18 protein-coding genes are annotated in these 20,204 nt (G+C 70.0%); 5 read left to right on the top strand and 13 right to left on the bottom strand.

Annotation, left to right across the window (positions count from 1 at the left end):
- Nucleotides 1–4 precede the first annotated feature (4 nt).
- The 4 genes from KDK95_RS09375 to KDK95_RS09390 all read right to left on the bottom strand — a co-directional run bounded on the left by KDK95_RS09375 (nt 5) and on the right by KDK95_RS09390 (nt 4,715).
- A complete protein-coding gene (locus KDK95_RS09375; protein WP_212517699.1) occupies nt 5–937 on the bottom strand; it encodes an RNA polymerase sigma-70 factor in 933 nt (310 codons plus the stop codon).
- A 69-nt stretch (nt 938–1,006) separates the two neighbouring features.
- Nucleotides 1,007–1,492: a carboxymuconolactone decarboxylase family protein gene (locus KDK95_RS09380; RefSeq protein ID WP_212517664.1), complete on the bottom strand. Its 486-nt coding sequence runs from the start codon at nt 1,490–1,492 to the stop codon at nt 1,007–1,009.
- A 448-nt stretch (nt 1,493–1,940) separates the two neighbouring features.
- Complete coding sequence (locus KDK95_RS36790; RefSeq protein ID WP_212517665.1) at nt 1,941–3,029, bottom strand: C40 family peptidase; 1,089 nt, start codon at nt 3,027–3,029, stop codon at nt 1,941–1,943.
- Nucleotides 3,030–3,131: 102 nt separating this feature from the next.
- The gene (locus tag KDK95_RS09390) at nt 3,132–4,715 is read right to left on the bottom strand and encodes an NYN domain-containing protein (protein WP_212517666.1); all 1,584 of its coding nucleotides are present in this window, start codon (nt 4,713–4,715) and stop codon (nt 3,132–3,134) included.
- A gap of 131 nt (nt 4,716–4,846) precedes the next feature.
- Here KDK95_RS09390 and KDK95_RS09395 point away from each other — a divergent pair, with 131 nt between their 5' ends.
- Entirely contained in the window at nt 4,847–5,125 is a 279-nt protein-coding gene (locus KDK95_RS09395) for an Lrp/AsnC ligand binding domain-containing protein (protein ID WP_212517667.1), read from the top strand.
- Between the two features lie 180 nt (nt 5,126–5,305).
- Here the strand turns inward: KDK95_RS09395 and qcrB are convergent, their stop codons facing one another.
- The 4 genes from qcrB to ctaE are packed head-to-tail and all read right to left on the bottom strand — an operon-like array spanning nt 5,306 to nt 9,552.
- Nucleotides 5,306–6,931 (bottom strand): cytochrome bc1 complex cytochrome b subunit, encoded by a 1,626-nt coding sequence (gene qcrB, locus KDK95_RS09400; RefSeq protein ID WP_212517668.1) that lies wholly within the window; start codon nt 6,929–6,931, stop codon nt 5,306–5,308.
- On the bottom strand, nt 6,928–8,010 hold the full coding sequence (gene qcrA, locus KDK95_RS09405; protein WP_212517669.1) for a cytochrome bc1 complex Rieske iron-sulfur subunit: 1,083 nt from the start codon (nt 8,008–8,010) through the stop codon (nt 6,928–6,930). The genes qcrB and qcrA overlap by 4 nt, the downstream gene beginning before the upstream one ends.
- A 2-nt stretch (nt 8,011–8,012) precedes the next feature.
- On the bottom strand, nt 8,013–8,867 hold the full coding sequence (gene qcrC / locus KDK95_RS09410) for a cytochrome bc1 complex diheme cytochrome c subunit (protein ID WP_212517670.1): 855 nt from the start codon (nt 8,865–8,867) through the stop codon (nt 8,013–8,015).
- 34 nt (nt 8,868–8,901) lie between these two features.
- Nucleotides 8,902–9,552: an aa3-type cytochrome oxidase subunit III gene (gene ctaE / locus KDK95_RS09415; protein WP_212517671.1), complete on the bottom strand. Its 651-nt coding sequence runs from the start codon at nt 9,550–9,552 to the stop codon at nt 8,902–8,904.
- Nucleotides 9,553–9,840: 288 nt separating this feature from the next.
- Between ctaE and KDK95_RS09420 the strand changes: the two genes are divergently transcribed.
- Together KDK95_RS09420 and trpD are read left to right on the top strand one after the other, a co-directional pair.
- Nucleotides 9,841–10,332, top strand: a complete 492-nt coding sequence (locus KDK95_RS09420) for a response regulator (protein ID WP_249160761.1) — start codon at nt 9,841–9,843, stop codon at nt 10,330–10,332.
- Between the two features lie 60 nt (nt 10,333–10,392).
- Nucleotides 10,393–11,454, top strand: a complete 1,062-nt coding sequence (gene trpD, locus KDK95_RS09425) for an anthranilate phosphoribosyltransferase (RefSeq protein ID WP_212517672.1) — start codon at nt 10,393–10,395, stop codon at nt 11,452–11,454.
- A gap of 186 nt (nt 11,455–11,640) precedes the next feature.
- On the opposite strand, the gene KDK95_RS09430 is transcribed toward trpD, so the two are convergent.
- The 5 genes from KDK95_RS09430 to ctaC form a co-directional block, all read right to left on the bottom strand.
- Nucleotides 11,641–12,051: a DUF4259 domain-containing protein gene (locus tag KDK95_RS09430; RefSeq protein WP_212517673.1), complete on the bottom strand. Its 411-nt coding sequence runs from the start codon at nt 12,049–12,051 to the stop codon at nt 11,641–11,643.
- 84 nt (nt 12,052–12,135) lie between these two features.
- The gene (locus KDK95_RS09435; protein ID WP_212517674.1) at nt 12,136–13,422 is read right to left on the bottom strand and encodes a L,D-transpeptidase; all 1,287 of its coding nucleotides are present in this window, start codon (nt 13,420–13,422) and stop codon (nt 12,136–12,138) included.
- 566 nt (nt 13,423–13,988) lie between these two features.
- Entirely contained in the window at nt 13,989–14,387 is a 399-nt protein-coding gene (locus tag KDK95_RS09440; RefSeq protein ID WP_212517675.1) for a cytochrome c oxidase subunit 4, read from the bottom strand.
- 7 nt (nt 14,388–14,394) lie between these two features.
- On the bottom strand, nt 14,395–16,200 hold the full coding sequence (gene ctaD, locus KDK95_RS09445; protein WP_212517676.1) for an aa3-type cytochrome oxidase subunit I: 1,806 nt from the start codon (nt 16,198–16,200) through the stop codon (nt 14,395–14,397).
- Nucleotides 16,197–17,201: an aa3-type cytochrome oxidase subunit II gene (gene ctaC / locus KDK95_RS09450; protein WP_249160763.1), complete on the bottom strand. Its 1,005-nt coding sequence runs from the start codon at nt 17,199–17,201 to the stop codon at nt 16,197–16,199. Before ctaC ends, ctaD begins: the two co-directional genes overlap by 4 nt.
- Before the next feature lie 323 nt (nt 17,202–17,524).
- Here ctaC and KDK95_RS09455 point away from each other — a divergent pair, with 323 nt between their 5' ends.
- Both KDK95_RS09455 and KDK95_RS09460 read left to right on the top strand, forming a co-directional pair.
- Complete coding sequence (locus KDK95_RS09455; RefSeq protein ID WP_212517677.1) at nt 17,525–18,931, top strand: cysteine desulfurase/sulfurtransferase TusA family protein; 1,407 nt, start codon at nt 17,525–17,527, stop codon at nt 18,929–18,931.
- A gap of 100 nt (nt 18,932–19,031) precedes the next feature.
- Nucleotides 19,032–19,625 (top strand): hypothetical protein, encoded by a 594-nt coding sequence (locus tag KDK95_RS09460; protein ID WP_212517678.1) that lies wholly within the window; start codon nt 19,032–19,034, stop codon nt 19,623–19,625.
- The last annotated feature ends 579 nt before the right edge of the window (nt 19,626–20,204 follow it).

Consider the following 20,204-nt stretch of genomic DNA (forward strand, 5'->3'; position numbering starts at 1 on the left):
GTGCTCAGCCGCGGTCGGCGTTCGCCCTGCGGGCCTCGCGCACCTGCCGCGAGACGTCCCACGCGTCGGCGACCGGGCCGAGGTGGGCGAGCTTCTCTGGATTGTTCACGCTGCGCACGGACTGCACCCGGCCGTCCAGCACCTCCAGGACCATGGTGCTGACGACGGCGCCCGCGCGGTCCCGCAGGATCGCCCCGGGCTGGCCGTTGACCTCGTGCGGCTCCCAGGTCACGCCGACCTGGATCAGCACCGGGTAGTACGCGGCGAGCACCCGGGCCACCCGATCCGCGCCGACGACGGTCCGCGACAGGTTCGGCGCCTTGCCGCCGCCGTCCCCGACGAGCTGCACATCGGCGGCGAGCAGCTGCTGGAGCCCGCCCACGTCCCCGTCCCGCAGCGCGTCGAAGAACCGCGTGGCCAGCTCGCGCCGCTCCCGCCGGTCCGCCTCGAACCGCGGCCGCCCTGCCTGCATGTGCCGCCGCGCCCGCACGAGCAGTTGGCGGCAGGCCGGCTCCGCGCGCCCGACCGCCGCCGCGATCTCGTCGTACTCGAAGCCGAACACCTCCCGCAGCACGAACACCGCGCGCTCCAGCGGACTGAGCCGCTCCAGCAGCAGCAGCGCCGCCATCGACACCGAGTCGGCCAGCTCCGCCGCCCGCGCCGGATCCTCGTACGGATCGCTGAGCAGCGGCTCCGGAAACCACGGCCCGACGTACTGCTCCCGCCGCACGCGGGCGGAGCGCAGCACGTCGATCGAGATCCGCGTCACCGTGGCCGAGAGAAAGGCCTTGGCCGAGTCGGGCACCGTGGCGGTGGCGTCGTAGCGCAGCCAGGCCTCCTGCACCGCGTCCTCGGCCTCGCCGACGCTGCCCAGGATCCGATAGGCGATCGAGAACAGCAGGGACCGCAGCTGCTCGAACTCCTCGACCTTGCCCACGCCGGTTCCCTCCTCGACTTCGCCCACGTCCGTCCCCTTCCCGCTCCGCAGCCCGACTCCCGCCTTCGCTCAGCGCGTCTTCCCGAGCTGCCCGGCCACGTACTCGCCGGTGGCCGGCCGCCGGGCGATGATGTTCACCCGGTTCACCATGTTCATGAAGCAGATCAGCATGAGGAGCGAGCCGAGCTGCTCCTCGTCGTAGTGCCGGGCGGCCCGCTCCCACACCTCGTCGCTCACCCCGCCCGCAGCGTCCGCGACCCGCGTCCCCTCCTCGGCCAGCTCGAACGCGGCCCGCTCGGCCTCGGTGAACACCGTCGCCTCCCGCCACGCCGGCACCAGGCTCAGCCGCACCGACGTCTCACCGGCCGCGACGGCCTCCTTCGTGTGCATGTCGATGCAGACCGCGCACCCGTTGATCTGGCTGATCCGCAGCTTCATGAGCTCCCGCGTCGCGAACGGCACCGTCGACTCCTCCACGGCGTGCCCCGCGGCGATCAGGTGCTTGAACGCCTTGCCCGCCGTCGGCGTGGCGAAGATGTCCAGTCGTGCGTCCATGATGTCCTCCGTGCGCTCGTTCCCGGTTACAACCCCGTAGACGAGACAGCGCGGCCGGCTGTGACACGGAGGAGGATGACGGAGTTGGCCACCGAACCGGCCCCAGTCGGCGAGCCGTCCGCCGCCGCTATCACCCACATCCAACGTGCCCGCCGCCGAGCCACCCCCGCACTCGTCGAAATCCTCACCCGCTACCCCGCCGCGCCTGCAGGTGGAGGCCGAGTCGGCGAACTGATCCGCGAGCTGGACCACGCCCTACGCCTCAGCACCCCTTGATGAGCCGCAGCAGACCCGGGCAGTGCAGACCAGCAGCTCTCGACACCATCGTCCGGGCAGCAATCCGCACCCCATTCCGGCGACCGGAGCGGCGTACCCCTCGGCCAGGGCGCGCGGCCTCAAGCATGCATGACGGGGAATTTCGTCATGACTGGCGCCGATGTACCGGCCCTCAGTCCGGTTGGACGATCGTGTTGATCGGCATCGACGTGACCGGGGCGAACCGGACGGCGGAGCCGGGGCGCGGGGCGTGGATGATCATGCCGTTGCCGACGTACATGCCGACGTGCGTGCGGCCTGGGAAGTAGATCACCAGGTCGCCGGGCCGGATGGCGGAGAGCGGCACGGTGCGCCCGGCGTCTGCCTGCTCCTGGGACGTGCGTGGGAGCATGACGCCGGCCTGGCTCCAGGAGTGCTGCATCAGGCCCGAGCAGTCGAACCCGTCGGGGCCGACCGCGCCCCAGACGTAGGGCTTGCCCAGCTCCGAGTAGGCGGCCTCGATCGCTTTCTGGGCGCGGGCTGAGTCGAAGTTCTGCTCCTGGCCCGCACCGGCGGCGGCGGACGTCACCGAGCTCAGCAGCGTGCCGAGCGACGGAGCCCGCCCTGCGAACGGGGTCCCGAGGCCGCCGCCGGCCGCACCCTGGTCGAGCGCGTAGCTGACGGCACGTCGGTCGGCGGCATCGAGCTCGGCCAGCTGCTGCCGGGCCTGGGCGAGCTCTGCCTGAATCATCGTGCGCGCGGACGCCAGCTGAGCCTGCGTCGCCTGGAGCTGCTGCATCTCCTGCGCCCCCAGCTCCGACAGGGCATCCAGCACACGCTGAGCCTCCGCGGCCTGGCGGATCTGCTGGTCGTCGAGCGCGGCGACCCGGCTGGTCATGCTCGCTCGCCGTAGATAGTCGTCGGGGTGCGTCGCGAACAGGAGCGAGACGGCGCTGCCGAACTCGGAGTTCCGGTACTGCTGGGCCGCCAGCCGGCCGAGCCCGCCGTCGAACATCTCCAGCATCTGCCGGGTCTGGGCACTCTGGCTGTTCGCGCTGTCGATCGCCGCCTGCAGTTGCCCGATCCGCTCGTCCGCCGCGTCGTACCGCTGGGTGGCCGCCTCGGCCTGCGCGTAGAGCGTGGAAATGCGCTGCTCCGCGGCCTGCCGCACATCCGTCGCCGGCTGCGCGTGCCCGACCCCCGCGCCCAGCCCCAGCACAGCACACGTCGCCGCCGTCACCGACGCGGCACGCTGTCCCTGCCCCGAAACATGTCGATGCACGGAGCGCAACGTATCGGCCGAATCCGGCGTTGATCAAACATACGTCACCCGGGCGAGCGAATAGGCTGATAAGTGGCGGCGCTTACGCGGCCCAGTCCGCACCTAGCTTCTGCCCAGCCGTCTGACCAGCATCGACGACGGGACCGGGCGGGCGCCGGAGCGGCGGACGCCGTCGGCGACCTCCTTGTCGGAGGAGACGACGATGAGGGGGCGGCCCTGGGGCTCGGCCGCGACGAGCCTGCGGATCAGCTCGTCGGCGATCTCGCCGCCCCGGGAGAACAGCACTCTGACGCCCTTGTGCTGCGGGACGGGGACCGGGCCGCCGAGCTCGGCGCCGTCGAAGACGCAGGTGACCTCGGCGCCGGTGCGGGCGGCGATGCCGCCCAGGCCCTTGAGCAGCCTTATCCGCTGCTCGTGCAGGGACAGCGTCGGGAAGCCGGTCTTGGTGACGTTGTATCCGTCGACGACGAGGTGCGCGCGCGGGAGGGCCAGCAGGGCGTCGAGGATCGCGGGGTCGTCGGCGGCGCGGGCCTGGCCGGCCACGTCGTGGGCGCCGAGCGTGTCGGCGCGGACGGCCTCCACGGTGTCCGCGGGGCGCGCGTCGGTGGGCGAGATGGCCAGCTCACGCTGCAGGCCCGCCGCGGCCTCGCTGATGGTCTCCAGGAGCAGCCGCATGCGCACCTCGTCGGCGCCGCGGCTGGCGCGGGTGGCGCTGCGGGCGGACTCGAGGGCCGCCTCGGACTCGGCCAGCCGGGCACGGACCCGGCGCAGCTCGGCCTCGGCCGCGGAGACCTGCATCGACGCGGCGTTCTGCACGGCGCTGCTCTCCGAGACGGCCTCGCGGGCGTGCGCCTGGGCACGACGCATGTCCGCCTCCAGCTGCCGGATGCGCCGCCGCAGGGAGTCGCCCTCCCGGCGCTCGGCGGCCAGCTCGGCCTTCAGCCGCTCGGTCTCGGCCTTGGTCTGCTCGCGGATCGCGTCGATCTCCGCCTTGAGCCGGGCGACTTCGTCACCCAGATGCTCGTCCGCGAGGGCGCGCTCCGACTCGCGGGCGGCGAGCTCGGCCTGGCCGAGCAGGTCCACCCAGCCCTCTGGACGCAGCAGGTAGACGATCGCGGCCACGTCGCGGGGGTCGGCGGCGGGCGGGATGGCGCCGGCGAACAGGGCCTCGGCGACCTCGGGATACGTGTCGCGCACCCGCTCGGCCACCCGGCCGCGGAAGACGGCGTCCGCCTCCAGCGCGGCGGCCAGCGGAGTGGCGGCCAGCCGGGCGCGCTTGGCCGGGGTGAATTTGGCGAAGGGGCGCAGCGAGACGGGCAGCGTGGCCGTCGGCAGACCGCCCGCGACCTGGGCCGCGAAGTCGAGCACCCGCGCCCGGACGGGCTCGGACAGGGCCGCGGCGCCGGGTGCGCGATCGGGAGCGGGCGCGGGAGCGGACGGAGTGCCGCCGTCATCAGGGACGGCCTCGCCCGGGCCGAGGTCGGAGCCGTCCGCAGCCGTGCTCACGCCGCTCTCGGCCGCGACGTCGCCCACGCCGCCGACGCCGCCATCGTGCTCAGCACCGCTCACGCCGCTCTCGGCCGCGACGTCGCCTGCGCCGCCGGCGCCGCCATCGTGCTCGGCGCCGCCCGGGCTGCGGTCGGGCGCGGCGGCGGGCGCGTCGACGCCGGGCTCCTCGCCGCTCATCTCTGGCCTCTCCGTCGCTTCCGTGCTGCGCTGACTGATGGTTTATCGGGTATTTCCCAGCGTAGACGCTTTCACGCGCCATCCGAGAGCCCCCGCGCGCCCCCGGGGCGTCGCGGTCTAAGCTGAACGGCATGGTGACCGCGATAGTGATGATCAAGGCCGAGACCGGGCTCATCCCGGAGACCGCCGCCGCCCTGGCCGCGCTGGACGGGATCAGCGAGGTCTACTCGGTGACCGGCGAATGGGACCTGATCGCCATCGCCCGGGTGCAGGCGCACGAGGATCTGGCCGACCTGATCCCGGGCCGCCTGAACAAGGTGCACGGTGTGCTGCGCACCGAGACGCACACGGCCTTCCGCGCGTACAGCGACGTGGACCTGGACGCCGCCTTCGCGCTCGGGCTCGAGTAGCGCAGCAGCCGCGATCATGCCGCCCGCATAAACACGTTCCCCTCCGTACCTGCACGGTACGGAGGGGAAGTGCTTTGTGGCTACAGCTTTTTCGCGGGCGCTCGGCGGTCGCTCAGTGGTGACCGCGGGAGGAGTACAGCATCGCGTGGCGGTACTCCTCCGCGGTCGGTCCACGGTCGCTCAGTGGTGACCGCTGGAAATCGCCTGGCGGTACTCCTCCTCGGTCGGCTTCTCCACCCGCTCGCCGAAGTACCACCGCGTGGCGCGGGCGCGCAGCTTGGCGAGGCGCAGCTTCGGCGCGGGAACGCCGTTGCTGTCGGTGACCTCGGTGAGCGTCAGCGGACGGTGCACGTCGTGCGCGGTCAGCTTGTGCAGGTCGCCCTGCGGCAGCGGGGTGTGGATCTCGGAGAACTGGCCCTCCGGCGACCGGGTGATGATGCCGGACTCGCGTCCGTGCAGCACCTTGTCGCGGTCCCTGCGCTGCAGGCCGAAGCAGATCCGGCGGGTGAGCCAGAAGCCGAACACCGGGCCGACGAAGATCAGCACCCGGTCGACCCAGGTGATGGTCTCCACCGACAGGTTGAAGTGCGTGGCCACCAGGTCGTTGCCGCCGTTGATCCAGCCGATGCCGTAGAACACGATGCCGGCCACGCCGATCGCGGTGCGGGTCGGCATGTTGCGCGGGCGGTCCAGGATGTGGTGCTCGCGCTTGTCGCCGGTGACCCACGCCTCGAAGAACGGGTAGATCGCCAGCCCGGTGAACAGGATGCCGGGCACGACCACGGCCGGGATCAGGATGTTCAGCGAGAGCGTGTGGCCCCAGGCGTTGATCTCCCAGTTGGGCATCATGCGCAGCGCGCCCTCGAAGAACCCGATGTAGAAGTCCGGCTGCGAGCCCGCGGTGATCTGCGTCGGCACGTAGGGTCCGTAGTCCCAGATCGGGTTGATCGACACCAGGCCGCCGAGCAGCGCGATGAAGCCGAACACCACGAAGAAGAAGCCGCCAGCCTTCGCCATGTACACCGGCATCAGCGGCAGGCCGACCACGTTCTCGTTGGTCCGGCCGGGACCGGCCCACTGCGTGTGCTTCTGGTAGAAGACCAGGATCAGGTGCGCCGTGATCAGCGCCAGGATGATGCCCGGCACCAGCAGGATGTGCACCGTGAACAGCCGCGGGATCAGCACGTGCCCCGGGAACAGCCCGCCGAAGAAGAAGTACGACAGGTACGTTCCGACGATCGGGATCGACAGGATGATGCCCTGCATGATCCGCAGACCGGTGCCGGAGAGCAGGTCGTCCGGCAGCGAGTAGCCCGCGAAGCCCTCGAGCAGCGCCAGCACGAACAGCGTGAAGCCGATCAGCCAGTTGAGCTCGCGCGGCTTGCGGAACGCGCCGGTGAAGAAGATCCGGAGCATGTGCACCATGATCCCCATCACGAAGACCAGGGCGGCCCAGTGGTGGATCTGGCGCATCAGCAGGCCGCCGCGCACGTCGAACGAGATGTTCAGCGTGCTCGCGTAGGCCTCGGACATCTTGATGCCGTCCAGCGGCGTGTACGAGCCGTTGTACGTCACCTCGCCCATGGACGGGGTGAAGAACAGCGTCAGGAAGATGCCGGACAGCAGCAGGATGATGAAGCTGTAGAGGCAGACCTCGCCCAGCATGAAGGACCAGTGGTCCGGGAAGATCTTGCGCAGGTTCTTCTTGGCCGCGCCGGCGATGCCGAGGCGCTGGTCCAGGTAGTCGGAGGCCTTCCCACCGAGCGTGGTCGGGACGATCTCCTCGTTGCTCGTCGAAGTGCTCATCCGCGTTCCCAGAAGCTCGGACCGACGGGCTGGTCGAAGCCGGCCTTGGCGACGAGGTAGCCGTCGGCGTTGACAGTGATCGGAAGCTGCGGCAGCGAGCGCGCCGCCGGGCCGAAGACGACCCTGCCGTTGTCCGAGAGGTCGAACGTCGACTGGTGGCAGGGGCAGAGCATGTGGTGCGTCTGCTGCTCGTAGAGCTGCACCGGGCAGCCGACGTGCGTGCAGATCTTGGAGAAGGCCACGATGCCCTCGTAGCCCCAGTCGATCTCCTGCTGCGACTTGATGTCGGCCGGATTCATCCGGACCAGCAGGATCGCCGACATCGTCATCATGTTGACCGCGTTGTCCCCGGCGGTGAGCACCGCGGCGGGGCTGGCGCTGACCAGCGTGCCGACCTGGAGGTCCTCGGGCTTGATGCCGCTGCCCTGGGTGCCGTCCAGCGAGATCGAGTTGTCGTTGATGATCAGCTCGCCCGCGGTCCACGCCGTCTGCCGCTGCGTCGTGCCGGGCAGCGGGCCGAGGTCGCGCAGGATCCACAGCGCCGGCAGCGGGAGCACCGCCATGGCGCCGATCAGCGTGCGGCGGATCAGCGGGCGCTGCTTCCAGGCGGAGTCCTCGAGGCCCTGCTGGAACTCGGCGGCCGCGACCGCCTTGTCCTCCGGGGTGGACTCGAGCAGGTGCCGCTCCTGCGGCAGCTCGACGTCCGTCATCAGGGTGCGGGCCCAGTAGATCGCGCCCGCGCCCATCGAGAACAGCGCCACGCCCAGGGTCAGGCCGAGCGCGAAGTTCGAGGCCGAGATCGCGCCGATCGGGAAGAAGTCCACGATCGTCGCGGTGTTGTTCGGGACCTCGGTGTAGCAGACCATGAACGCGATCGTCGCGAGCGCGGACAGGATGAACAGCCCGGCGACGATCCGCTCGGACTTCCTGGCCACCTTCTCGTCGATGTCGGTCAGCCGCGGCTGGTGCTCCGGCAGGCCGGGGTCGGCGAAGGGGTTCTCCGCGACCACGCCGTGGCCGTGCTCCTGCTCGACGGCGACCGAGCCGTGTCCCTCGTCGTGTGTCATGTCACCGCTCATGGTTACTCCTTGCCTCCCTTCGCCCCGGTCGCGGCCTTGGCCTTGGCGACCCGCTCGGCGGAGGCCTTCGTAGTGTGGGCCGCGATCCAGACCGCGAACAGCAGCAGCGCGATCAGACCGAACGTCCAGATGAACAGACCCTCGGACGTCGGGCCGAGTCGGCCGAGGCCGGCGCCGCCGTAGTTGGGCTCGTCACGCATGGTGACGATGTACGAGATGATGGCCTGCTTCTCCATCGGGGAGATGACCGTGTCCGGGAAGTTCGGCATGTTCTGCGGGCCGGTCAGCATGGCCTCGTAGATGGCCTTCGGGTTGGTCTGCGTCAGCGACGGCGCGTACTTGCCGTCCGTCAGCGCGCCGCCCTCGCCCGCGAAGTTGTGGCACTGGGAGCAGGTGGTGCGGAACAGCACGCCGCCGAGCTGCACCAGGTTGTCGTCCACCTGGTACTTGCTGGAGTCGGGAACAGCCGGGCCGCCACCGAGCGAGTCGATGTACGCGGCCATCTCGTCGATCTGCTCCTGGGTGTAGAGCACGGCCTTCTTCTGGATCTGCGCGCCCGGCTGCTGGGCGGGCATGCGACCCGTGGAGACCTGGAAGTCGACCGCCGCCGCGCCGCTGCCGACCAGGCTGGGCCCGTAGCTCGAGCCCTCGGCGTTCTGACCGTGGCAGCTGGAGCAGGACGTCTCGTACAGCGCCTTGCCGTTGGCGATGGCCTGGGCGTTGCTGGTGCCGCTGTCGGCCGAGGCCGAATTCGGCGACAGGAACGCGGCGAAGAGGGTGCCCGCGAAAGCCAGTGCGAGCGCCAGGACGACGAACGCTGCCAGCGGGTGGCGTCGCCGTGTAGAGAGCGATTTCACGACTAGTGTCCCTAATGGAGCTTCTCGTCCGGAGTTACTTGAGCACGTAGATAACGAAGAACAGGCCGATCCACACCACGTCGACGAAGTGCCAGTAATACGACACGACGATCGCGGAGATCTCCTGGTCGTGGGTGAAGCGCTTGGCCTTGTAGGTGCGCATCAGCACCATCAGGAAGGCGAACAGACCACCCGTCACGTGCAGTCCGTGGAAGCCGGTCGCCAGGTAGAAGGCACTGGTCCACTGGTTCTCGGAGATCGGGTGACCGTCCTTGACCAGGGACGAGTACTCGAAGACCTGCAACGAGATGAACACGGCGCCGAGGATGAACGCGAGGATGTACCACTCGCGCATGCCGTAGCGCCGGACGTTGAGGATCGAGCCGGTGCGCTTGACCTGGTGGCGCTCCGCCGCGAACACGCCGAACTGGCAGGGGAACGAGGACGAGACCAGGATGATCGTGTTGATCGTCGACAGGGTCACGTCCAGGTTGTCCGCGTTCGCCTTGAAGAACGCGTCCCCGGATACCGAGCGCAGGGTGAAGTAGATCGCGAACAGCGCCGCGAAGAACATCAGCTCGGAGGCCAGCCAGATGATCGTCCCGACGCTGACCAGGTTGGGCCTATTGGGCACCCGGTGCGCGGGTGCGGCTTGGGTTGCAGTTGCTGTCGCCACGGCCGCCATTATTGCCCCCTGCCGCCGAGCGGCCGTCGTCGGGGTACCCCTTTGGTGCGGGTGTCGCTGACGATCCTTCTAATGGCGGCTCTGAAACCGGGGATGATTAGTCCAAACGGGGAAGAAGCAGCGCAGCGCGACCGGCCCTGACCGCACATCAGCGGGCCCGGTACGGACGTGTCCCGCCGCCGGTTCCCGCGTTATCAGATCGTTAGGGCTGGTCTCCGCGCGAAGCCGGTCCTACGCTGGTCGCACGTGCGCGCACGATTGGTGAGCCCTCAGAGTGGAGGCGTGTCCATGTCCGCAGCAGCATTGTCTGCTCAGCCCGACACCGAAGGGTCGGCGGTGGGCGGGTCCACCGCCGCAGGCGGCCCGTCGAAGGCCCAGGTCAAGAGTCTGAAGGTCCTGCTCTACAGCGACGACGCCAGGGTGCGCGAGCACCTGCGGCTGGCCCTGGGGACCCGGCCCGACCCGTCGCTGCCCGAACTGGCCGTGGAGGACTTCGCCACCGCGCCCGCGCTGATCGCCCGGATGGACGCCTCGCTCAAGGGGCAGCGGGTGGACCTGGTCGTCCTGGACGGCGAGGCGGTGCCGGTCGGCGGGATGGGCCTGGCCAGGCAGCTCAAGGACGAGATCTACCGCTGCCCGCCGCTGCTGGTGCTCACCGGCCGCGCGCAGGACGGCTGGCTGGCCACCTGGGCCAGGGCCGACGCCGTCGTCTCGCACCCGGTCGACCCGGTCCGGCTCGCGGACGTGGCCGTCGGACTGCTGCGCGCCCGCGTAGGCTGATCCCGGCCCGGAGCGGACGGCTCCGGAACGGATGAGCTTACGGAAGGAGGGCCAGGAACGATGACGGCAGTGGAGGGCACGCAGTCCTGGCCCGGAGTCCTCGGCGCCCTGATCCACCGCGAGGACCTGACCGCCGAGGCGACCGCCTGGGCGATGAACGAGATCATGAGCGGGGCGGCCACCCCGGCGCAGGTGGCCGCGTTCGCGGTCTCGCTGCGCGCCAAGGGCGAGACGGTCGCCGAGATCGAGGGCCTGGTCGCGGCGATGCTGGCACACGCCAACCTGATCGAGGTGCCCGGCCCCACGGTGGACGTGGTCGGCACCGGCGGCGACGGCGCCAAGACGGTCAACATCTCGACGATGTCCGCGATCGTGGCCGCGGGCGCCGGAGCCCGGGTCGTCAAGCACGGCAACCGGGCCGCCTCCTCGTCCTCGGGGGCGGCGGACGTGCTCGAGGAGCTCGGCGTGCGGCTGGACCTGACGCCGCGACGGGTCGCCGAGGTGGCCGGGGAGGCCGGCATCACCTTCTGCTTCGCGCAGACCTTCCACCCCGCCTTCCGGCACGCCGGCCCGGTGCGCAGGGAGATCGGCGTGCCCACCGCCTTCAACGTGCTCGGCCCGCTGACCAACCCGGCCCAGGTGAAGGCGCAGGCCGTGGGCGTGGCCGACCGGCGGATGGCCGGGGTGCTGGCCGGGGTGCTCGCACGGCGCGGCAACAGCGCCCTGGTCTTCCGCGGCGAGGACGGCCTCGACGAGCTGACCATCACCACCTCCTCCACGGTGTGGACGGCGCACGCCGGAACGGTCACCGAGGAGTCCTTCGACCCGCGCGAGGTCGGCATCGGACTGGCCCCGATCGAGACCCTGCGCGGCGCGGACGCGGCCTACAACGCGGGCGTGGCCCGCAAGCTGTTCGCCGGCGAGGCCGGACCGGTGCGCGACGCGGTGCTGCTCAACGCCGGGGCCACGCTCGCGGCGCTGGCGGCGCTGGACGTGCCGGAGGGCAAGCTCGCGCCGCTGGCGGAGCGCCTCGCCGAGGGCGTCGCGCGGGCCGCGCAATCGCTCGACACCGGCAGCGCGGCGGCGGTCCTGGACCGCTGGTCCGCGGCCACGCGCAAGTAAGGGCGCAAGCACTCCCGCGGGTGGGGGCGGAAGCGTTCCCGCAAGCGAGGGCGGAGGCAGTCCCGCGAGTAAGCAGGCATTGATACCCGTCGGCCCCCGGCGCCAAACCGGGGGCCGATTCTTATGACCGGTCGTGGTCCGGTCCGGTCCGATCCGCCCGCCGGATCCGGCCGGACAGGTTCGGACTCAGCCGGAGAGCACCGCGCGCAGATCGTTCAGCCGCTGCTCGACCGCCGTGCGCTGGCCGGCGGTCGCCCACAGCGCCATCCACTCGCTCTCCGGCCCGCTGACCTTGTCCAGGGCGGCCAGCGCGAGCCGAGCCGAGTCCTGGTCGGTCAGCGGGCGGTGCAGGCTCAGCCACTCGTCCACGGACGGATTGCCGGTCGCGGCGCTGCGCGATCTGCCCGCCGCCACCAGGCCGGCCGCCGCGATGGCGAGGTGCCCCTCGTCCAGCTCGACCCGCCCGGGACGCTCGGCCACCGCGGCCAGCACCTCGCTCAGCTTCTTCAGCACCTGCTCGTCCGGGGTCTCCTCGATCTCGTCGAAGAAGTCCATCGCGACGTCGTTGTCGAACGGCCCGACCTGCCAGGTACCCATAGCGCTCGCCTACCTCCGTCCCTTCCCCCCGTGCGTCACTGTGACGGTCCTTAGACGCAAGGTAACCGGGAATAGGCTGGTCCGCTATGCGGGAACGGGTTTCCCGTTGAGAGTGGGGCCGTACGCCGAACCCTTGACGAGGGTCGCCCAGTCGAGGGTGAACGTGCAGATGCCGTTGTCCACCGCGACCGTACGGGTGCGGCTGCCGTTGATGGTGACCACGTCGCCGTCGATGACCTTGTTGTAGAACCATTCGGCGTCCGCGGTACGGCAGTGCACGCAGCCGTGCGAGTCGTCGTTGGCCGAGCCGATGTCCGGGTCCCACGGCGCCGCGTGCACATACGTGCCGCTCCAGGTGATCTGCGTGGCCCAGTTCACGAAGTCGTCGTAGACGTCCCCGCCGCCGTAGTTGCCCTTCATCTCGACCGGGTTGCCCTTGCCGAGCACGGCCATCGTGCCGGTGTAGGTCACGAAGGTCTCGCGGGTGGTCTGGCCCGTGTCGATCGGGAACGTGCGGATGACGGTGCCGTTCTCGTAGCAGGTCGCCTTGAAGGCGTCCTTGTCCACGATCAGGCGCAGGTCGCGGGAGCTTATGGTGAAGTCGTGCGAGGCGTAGTCCTCGACGCCGAACTGGTGCGAGCCGAGTCGGACGCCGTTGAGGTTGAAGGCTATGGAGACCTTCGTGTCGACCGGCCAGTAGGTCTCCGGACGCCAGTCCACGACCGCGCCCTCCGAGCCGTTCGACACCCAGTACCAGGCGCCCTTCACCGCAGGGGTCGACGTCACGACGCAGGCCTTCTCGAGCGCGGCCTGATACTCGGTCGGCACGTAGTTGGAGAAGGTCACCCGGATCGGCTGCCCGACCCCGACCGTGGAGCCGCGCGGCGGCACGACGGACTCGACGCCGAAGGTCGCGGAGGGCGCGAGAGTGTGGAACGAGACGTTCGAGGTGGCCGTCTTGCCCGCGGAGTTCTTGGCGACGACCGTGAGCGAGTAGCCGCTGTCCACGCCGAGGACGTTGTCGGACGTCCAGGAGCTGCCGTCGGTGGAGAGCGTGCCGCTGGTCTGCTGCTGCCCGGAGAGCGAGACCGACTCGATGGTGCCGCCGAGGACCCGCACGGTCACCGGCTTCGACGGGTCGACGCCAGTCGCTCCGTTCACCGGGACGGTGGTGATGGTGGGCAGCGGCACGGCCGGCGATGCGCTCGCGGAGCCCTTCCCGGCCTTCGTCGCACCGGCCGCCCCGGCGCCGCCGGTCCCGGACGCCGCCGGGGAGCCGGAGGCCGATCCGGTGGCCGCTATGGAGGCCGCCACGCCGCCGATGACGACCACGCCCACTCCCCCGGCCACCAGCAGCTTGCGACGGTCCATGAAGGCCGCCGCAGCGCCCCTGCCGGCCGCGGCGGGAGCGACGGGAGCGGCGGGAGCCTCGGGCATCTGGAGGGATTCCGGTTCCGGCGCGGGCGCGGGCGACGCGACCGGTCCGGCGACGGCGGCGACGGGCTCGTCCTCCGGCCCGGAAACGGCCTCAGCTTCGACTGCCGGCTCGGCCGCGGGCGCGGCTTCCGGCTCGGACTCCGGTACGGTTTCCTGCTCGCCCTCGTTCCTTTGAGCAGGTACTTCTACGTCCTCAGACTCCGCCGATTCCTCCGCAGCGGGCGTCTCCGCCTGCGCCCGTGGTTCGGGCTCCGCCTGCGGTTCGGGCTCCGCCTCTGGTTCGGGTTCCGCCTGTGGTTCGGGCTCCGGTTCCGACGACTCCGACGACTCCGCGTCTTGAGCCGACCGCTCGGCCTCGTTCTGCGCCATGGCTCGCGTCCTCCCACTGTGACCCGCGGTGTCTATCCGCCCCCTGTCACGGCACAGCGTATGCAGTAAGGGCCGGTACGGAAATTCCGTACCGGCCCTTAGTGAGTTTCTGTTACGAAACTACGACCCGATCAGTAGTGCTTGTTCTCGCCGCGGTAGTACTCGAACACGAATCCGTACACGCCGAACAGCGCGAACGGGGCGGCGAAGTAGACCAGCCAGAAGCCGACCGCGATCCCGAGGAACGCGGTGGCCAGCGACAGGCACAGCACCAGCGGCCAGTAGCTCGTCGGCGAGAAGAAGCCCTGCTCGCCCGAGCCCTCGTGCGGCTCGGCGTCGTCCCGGTCGTCCGGTCCGGGGCCGATCCGGCGCGAGGTGAAGTACAGGTAGTACGCGATCATGCCGGACAGGCCGGTGGCCATCACCAGCGCCGCCGTACCCGTCGGGTCGTGCGAGGTCCACCAGTAGACCGCGACCATGACGACGAGGAAGAGGCAGATGAAGAAGAACATCTTCGCCGTGACCTTCATCGGACGATCACTCCTCTCCGGACTTCTCGGCGGACGGCTTGCCGCCGCCGGCCTTCTTGGCTGCCCGGCGCGCGGCCTTGGCCTCGGCGGCCTGCGCCTCGCGCTCCTTCATCAGGGCCTTCTTCGCGGAGTGGCCGCGCTCGCCGTTCTCGATCTCCATCAGCGCCACCTCGGGGTGGTGCAGGTCGAAGGCCGGGGACTCGGAGCGCACCCGCGGCAGCGAGTTGAAGTTGTGCCGCGGCGGCGGGCAGGAGGTCGCCCACTCCAGCGAGCGTCCCCAGCCCCACGGGTCGTCCACCGTGACGCGCTTGCCGGACTTCGCCGTCTTGTACACGTTGTACAGGAAGGGGAACATCGACAGCGCCAGCAGGTACGAGCCGATCGTGGAGATCGTGTTCAGCGTGGTCCAGTTGTTCGAGGCGAGGTAGGTCGCGTAACGACGCGGCATGCCCTCGGCGCCGAGCCAGTGCTGCACCAGGAACGTGGTGTGGAAGCCGATGAACAGCGTCCAGAAGTGGACCTTGCCGAGACGCTCGTCGAGCATCTTGCCCGTCCACTTGGGCCACCAGAAGTAGAACCCGGCGAACATCGCGAAGACCACGGTGCCGAAGAGCACGTAGTGGAAGTGCGCGACCACGAAGTACGAGTCCTGCACCGCGAAGTCGATCGGCGGCGAGGCCAGCATGACGCCGGTCAGACCGCCGAACAGGAACGTCACCAGGAAGCCGACGGACCACAGCAGCGGTGTGTCGAAGCTCAGCGAGCCGCGCCACATGGTGCCGACCCAGTTGAAGAACTTCACGCCCGTGGGCACCGCGATCAGGTAGGTCATGAACGCGAAGAACGGGAGCATGACCGCACCGGTGGTGAACATGTGGTGCGCCCACACGGTCACCGACAGGCCCGCGATGGACAGCGTCGCGAAGACCAGGCCGGAGTAGCCGAAGATCGGCTTGCGGCTGAAGACCGGGAAGATCTCGGAGACGATGCCGAAGAACGGCAGCGCGACGATGTACACCTCGGGATGGCCGAAGAACCAGAACAGGTGCTGCCACAGGATCGCGCCGCCGTTGGAGGCGTCGAAGATGTGCGCGCCGAGCCGGCGGTCGGCCTCCAGCGCGAACAGCGCGGCGGCCAGCACCGGGAAGGCGAGCAGCACGAGGACCGAGGTCAGCAGGATGTTCCAGGTGAAGATCGGCATCCGGAACATCGTCATGCCGGGCATGCGCATGGTGATGATCGTCGTGATGAAGTTCACCGAGCCGAGGATCGTGCCGAAGCCGGACAGCGCCAGACCCATGATCCACATGTCGCCGCCGGCGCCGGGCGAGTGCACGGCGTTGGACAGCGGGGAGTAGGCGAACCAGCCGAAGTCGGCCGCGCCCTGCGGGGTCAGGAAGCCGCCGACGGCGATCAGCGAGCCGAACAGGAACAGCCAGTAGGCCACCATGTTCAGCCGCGGGAACGCGACGTCGGGCGAACCGATCTGCAGCGGCATGATCGCGTTCGCGAAGCCCGCGAACAGCGGGGTCGCGAACATCAGCAGCATGATCGTGCCGTGCATCGTGAAGGCCTGGTTGTACTGCTCGGGCGAGAGCACGCTCAGACCCGGCCGGGCCAGCTGCGTGCGGATGAGCAGCGCGAGCAGACCGCCGAAGCCGAAGAAGATGCACGAGGTGATGAGGTACAGGAAGCCGATGACCTTGTGGTCGGTGGAGGTGATCCACTTGACGAAGGTCTGCCCCGGCTGCCGGGTGCGGTACGCCGTCACCGAGGGGACGGAGGCGACCGCGGGATCGTTGACGGCCGTCATGACGCGTCACCTCCCGATGCGTTCTTACCCTTGACGCTGGTCATCGGACCGACGACGCAGCGGATTCCGGAGCCGGTCGTGGTCAGGTCGGTGCCCGCCAACGTGGAGTTGGTGCCGCATCCGGTGGTCAGCGTGCCGCCCTGCTTCTCGGCGATCAGCGACTGGATGTGCGCCTGGTAGTCGGCCGGGCTGACCACCTTGACGTTGAAGAGCATCCGGGAGTGCTCGACACCGCACAGCTCGGCGCACTCGCCGATGTACGTGCCCTCCTTGTCCGGAGTCACCTCGTACATGTTCACGCGGCCCGGCACGACGTCGAGCTTGAACAGGAAGTTCGGGATCCAGAAGGAGTGGATCACGTCGGGGGAGGTCAGGGTGAACTTGACCTCCTCGCCCGCGGGCAGCCACAGCGTCGGCGGCTGGCCGGAGGTGCCGATGTCGTACGCGGTGTCCGACGAGGTCGCGGCGCCGTTGCCGTTGTCCAGCGAGGCGTCGTAGTTGTAGTTGAAGGTCCAGCTCCACTGCCGGCCCACGACGTTGATCGAGGTGTACTGCTTGTTGTTGATCTGCAGCAGCGACGTCTCGTCCTTGGCCGTGAAGTAGAAGATCACGCCGACCATGATCAGCGGGATGGCCGTGTAGAGCAGTTCCAGCGGCAGGTTGTACCGGGTCTGCGGGGGCACCTCGATGCCGTGCCGCTTGCGGCGGTACGCGAAGCAGCACCACAGGATCAGGCCCCAGACGAGCGCGCCGACCGCGAACGCGGTGATCCACTGGCCCTGCCACAGGTGCAGGGTGGTGGGGGCTTCCTTCGAGGCCGGCTCCGGGAAGCCGAGCCGGGTGAAGGCGTTGTCGGCGCAGCCCGAGGCGGTAACGAGGACGACGCCGGCCAGCGTCGTGCGGGCGACCAGGCGCCGCTTTCTTGACGCGTCGACGCGCGCCCGCCCCGTGCTCTTCTCACGCGGCGGGAGAGGTCTGCGTTCAGAGCCGTGCTGACTCAACGTACCCTTCCCGATCTCTCGTCCCTGCTCCGCCGCGGCGCTCGGTGGGTGGCGTTCGCGGTGGCGCCCGTTTTCGCGGGCCGGGGATCACTGATTCAATGCTGCGGCCAAACCCTACTCCAGGCACGTGGACCGCCTGCGGGCAGGTACCCCCCTTTAGCCGGACCGCCCCACGGAGCTCACGCATACGGTCTAATGGCTGGCCACAAGGGGCTATTCGGACACCGGCGCCCGTCGCCCGGCGGGCGTTGTCGCCCCATCATCTCGCCGATGATCATCCGTCAGACGGCGAACACGCAGGCCGGGTGGTTACGCTCGGTCCCATGGTCTATTTCGACGCCGCGAGCGGGGAGCCGCTGGACCCCGCCGGACGCGAGGCGTACCTCGCCGCGCTGGACGAGGGCTGGGCCGGCCCGGACCGGCTCTACCGGGAGGGACGCCGCGCGAGGATGCTGCTGGACGCGGCCCGCGAGGCGGTCGCCGAGGTGCTGCGCTGCCGCGCCGACGAGCTCGTTTTCACCGGTTCCGGCACGTCGGCCGTGCACCAGGGGGTCCTCGGCCTGGCGAAGGGCCGCACGCGAGCCGGGCGCGCGCTCGTGCTCGGCGCGGTCGAGCACTCCTCGGTGATGCACGCGGCGGAACTGGCGGCGGCCCGCAACGGCGGCGAGCGGGTCCTGGTTCCGGTGGACGCGCACGGCCGGATCCGGCTGGAATCCTTGACTCAATCGTTAGCCGGCCTGGCCGTCGGCCTGGTCGCCGTCCAGTCCGCGAACCACGAGGTCGGAACCCGGCAGCCGCTGCGCGAGGTCGCCGAACTGGCCGCCGGGCACGGGGTGCCGCTGCTGGTGGACGCCGCGGCCTCGCTCGGACGCGAACCCGTGCCGCCGGGCTGGTCGGTGCTGGCGGGATCCGCGCGCAAGTGGGGCGGTCCGACCGGGGTCGGGGTTCTGGCCGTGCGCAAGGGAACCCGCTTCGCGGCCGACTGGCCGCAGGACGAGCGGGAGCGCGGCTGGTCCCCCGGTCCGCAGAACGTCCCGGCGATCCTCGCGGCCGCCACCGCGCTTCGGGCCCGAAGCGCCGAGCAGCAGGAGGTCGGGCTCGGCCACCGGGAGCTGACGGAGCTGCTGCGTGCGCGGATTCCCGAGCTGGTACCGGATGTGGAGGTCGTCGGCGACCCGGACGACCGGGTGCCGCACATCCTGACGTTCTCCTGCCTCTACGCGTCCGGCGAGGCGCTGCTGCTGGAGCTGGACCGCGCCGGCTTCTCGGTCTCGTCCGGATCCTCGTGCACGGCCTCGACCTTGACGCCGAGTCACGTGCTCGAGGCCATGGGCGTCCTGTCGCAGGGCAACATCCGCGTCTCGCTCCCCTGGTCCGCGCGCCGGGAGGACGTCGAACGGTTCCTCGACGTACTGCCCGACGCGGTCCGCGCCGCCCGCCCCGAAGCCGCGCGGGACCGCCGCGAGGAAGCCCCCGCGAGCGCCGCAGCGTCGGCGGCACTCGAGATCGACGCGCTGGGCAAGCTCTGCCCCCTGCCCGTCATCGAGCTCGGCAAGCGGATCGGCGGCGTCGAGATCGGCGGCACGGTCCGGGTACTCGCGGACGACCCGGCGGCGCGGCTCGACATCCCCGCCTGGTGCCGGATGACCGGTCAGGATTTCCTCGGCGCCGAACCGCTAGGCGACGAGCGGCCGGACGCCGCCGCGTACGTGGTGAAGCGGGTGCGCTAGCCGTGGCGCTGAGGATGGAACCCGCGGTCGGGCCGCTGCGTCAGAGGAGAGCCTTGCGCACCGGGACCCGGCCCACGGGCCCGACGGAGAAGGGACAGCGATGACAGGCAGTACGCATTCATTGCGGCGCCGACGCACGGCCACGCTGCTGGCCGCCGGGGCGGTCGGGGCGCTGCTGCTGGCCGGAGCGACGGCCTGCGCCTCGACGGGCAAGTCGGTCAGCGTGAGTTCGGGCGGTTCGTACTCGGGTTCCGCGTCCGCGACCGCCGGAAGCGCGTCGCCGTCCGCCTCGCCCTCGGCAGGCGCCACGGGCTCAACAAGCGCCGGCGGGACGACCACGGCGAGCTCCGGCGGACTCGGCGCCCCCGTCATCACCCCGAACGCCCAGCTCAGCAGCTCGACGGCCGGCACCAAGTACACCGCGTTCGACAGCGCCTCGCACAGCGCCGACGGCCGCACGCTCTACCTGGGAATCGAATCGCAGGGCGGGGCCTGCGGGAAATACGACGTCGTGCTGCAGCAATCCGGAACCACGGTGAGCGTGGGTCTCGTGCACCTGTCCTCCGCCGGTCGTATGTGCCCGATGTACGTCACGCACATGCTCGTCCGCGCCACCCTCGCCGCCCCCCTGGACAGCAGGAAGGTCGTCGATCTGGCGAACGGCGAGACTGTCGCTTCCGCCCAGATCGGCTAACCTGGTTCCCAGGGCCGCTTAACGTGCGCTGAGAAACCCACAGGAAAGAATCAGCAGGAAACCCGGAACCTTTCACACCGTCCGGACGTCATATCTGGTGTAGTAGTACTCAGCACCGGGACACACCGGAGCTCGAGGTGGCGGAACCGAATCCCGAGTCGACTCCGACGGGATTACGAGTTCATCACTTTGAGTGATGGAACGGTTCCGGAACGGGTACAACTATGGGGTAGGGACAACACAAGCCTGCGCCCGCGCCGCTCTCCCCCCGGCGACGTGGACGCTGTGGCGGGCCATATACGGAGGGCAGCCACCCGCTGAAGTTACGCGGGTGCTCCGGGTCCGCAGGAGGTAGGGCCTCCGTCGTCGTTTGTGGGTAGCGACGCCGGAGGCCCTACCGTTTTCTCCCCAGGTTCATCCCCACCGCCAGACAGGGGCGCCGCAGGACGACCGAGCAGTCCCGCCGCCGACCACCGGGGCAGCAACGTTCCACGCCTAATGGTCCGGAGCAGGCACCCCTGCCCGCCAGCCATCGACGCCCCTCCCTCGCCGAAAGCTCCAGAGCAGTCCTGCCGCCGA

It is taken from the genome of Actinospica acidithermotolerans, assembly GCF_018139625.1.
GTDB classification, from domain to species: Bacteria; Actinomycetota; Actinomycetes; order Streptomycetales; family Catenulisporaceae; genus Actinospica; species Actinospica acidithermotolerans.

Excerpts from the sequence above, each read along its gene's own strand:
- KDK95_RS09430 (WP_212517673.1), bottom strand. The coding sequence starts at position 12,051 with ATGGGTACCTGGCAGGTCGGGCCGTTCGACAACGACGTCGCGATGGAC.
- KDK95_RS09420 (WP_249160761.1), top strand. The coding sequence starts at position 9,841 with ATGTCCGCAGCAGCATTGTCTGCTCAGCCCGACACCGAAGGGTCGGCG.
- qcrA (WP_212517669.1), bottom strand. The coding sequence starts at position 8,010 with ATGAGCGGTGACATGACACACGACGAGGGACACGGCTCGGTCGCCGTC.
- ctaD (WP_212517676.1), bottom strand. The coding sequence starts at position 16,200 with ATGACGGCCGTCAACGATCCCGCGGTCGCCTCCGTCCCCTCGGTGACG.
- KDK95_RS09435 (WP_212517674.1), bottom strand. The coding sequence starts at position 13,422 with ATGGACCGTCGCAAGCTGCTGGTGGCCGGGGGAGTGGGCGTGGTCGTC.
- KDK95_RS09455 (WP_212517677.1), top strand. The coding sequence starts at position 17,525 with ATGGTCTATTTCGACGCCGCGAGCGGGGAGCCGCTGGACCCCGCCGGA.
- KDK95_RS09380 (WP_212517664.1), bottom strand. The coding sequence starts at position 1,492 with ATGGACGCACGACTGGACATCTTCGCCACGCCGACGGCGGGCAAGGCG.
- qcrB (WP_212517668.1), bottom strand. The coding sequence starts at position 6,931 with ATGAGCACTTCGACGAGCAACGAGGAGATCGTCCCGACCACGCTCGGT.
- KDK95_RS09460 (WP_212517678.1), top strand. The coding sequence starts at position 19,032 with ATGACAGGCAGTACGCATTCATTGCGGCGCCGACGCACGGCCACGCTG.
- KDK95_RS09390 (WP_212517666.1), bottom strand. The coding sequence starts at position 4,715 with ATGAGCGGCGAGGAGCCCGGCGTCGACGCGCCCGCCGCCGCGCCCGAC.
- ctaE (WP_212517671.1), bottom strand. The coding sequence starts at position 9,552 with ATGGCGGCCGTGGCGACAGCAACTGCAACCCAAGCCGCACCCGCGCAC.
- KDK95_RS09395 (WP_212517667.1), top strand. The coding sequence starts at position 4,847 with ATGGTGACCGCGATAGTGATGATCAAGGCCGAGACCGGGCTCATCCCG.
- KDK95_RS09440 (WP_212517675.1), bottom strand. The coding sequence starts at position 14,387 with ATGAAGGTCACGGCGAAGATGTTCTTCTTCATCTGCCTCTTCCTCGTC.
- trpD (WP_212517672.1), top strand. The coding sequence starts at position 10,393 with ATGACGGCAGTGGAGGGCACGCAGTCCTGGCCCGGAGTCCTCGGCGCC.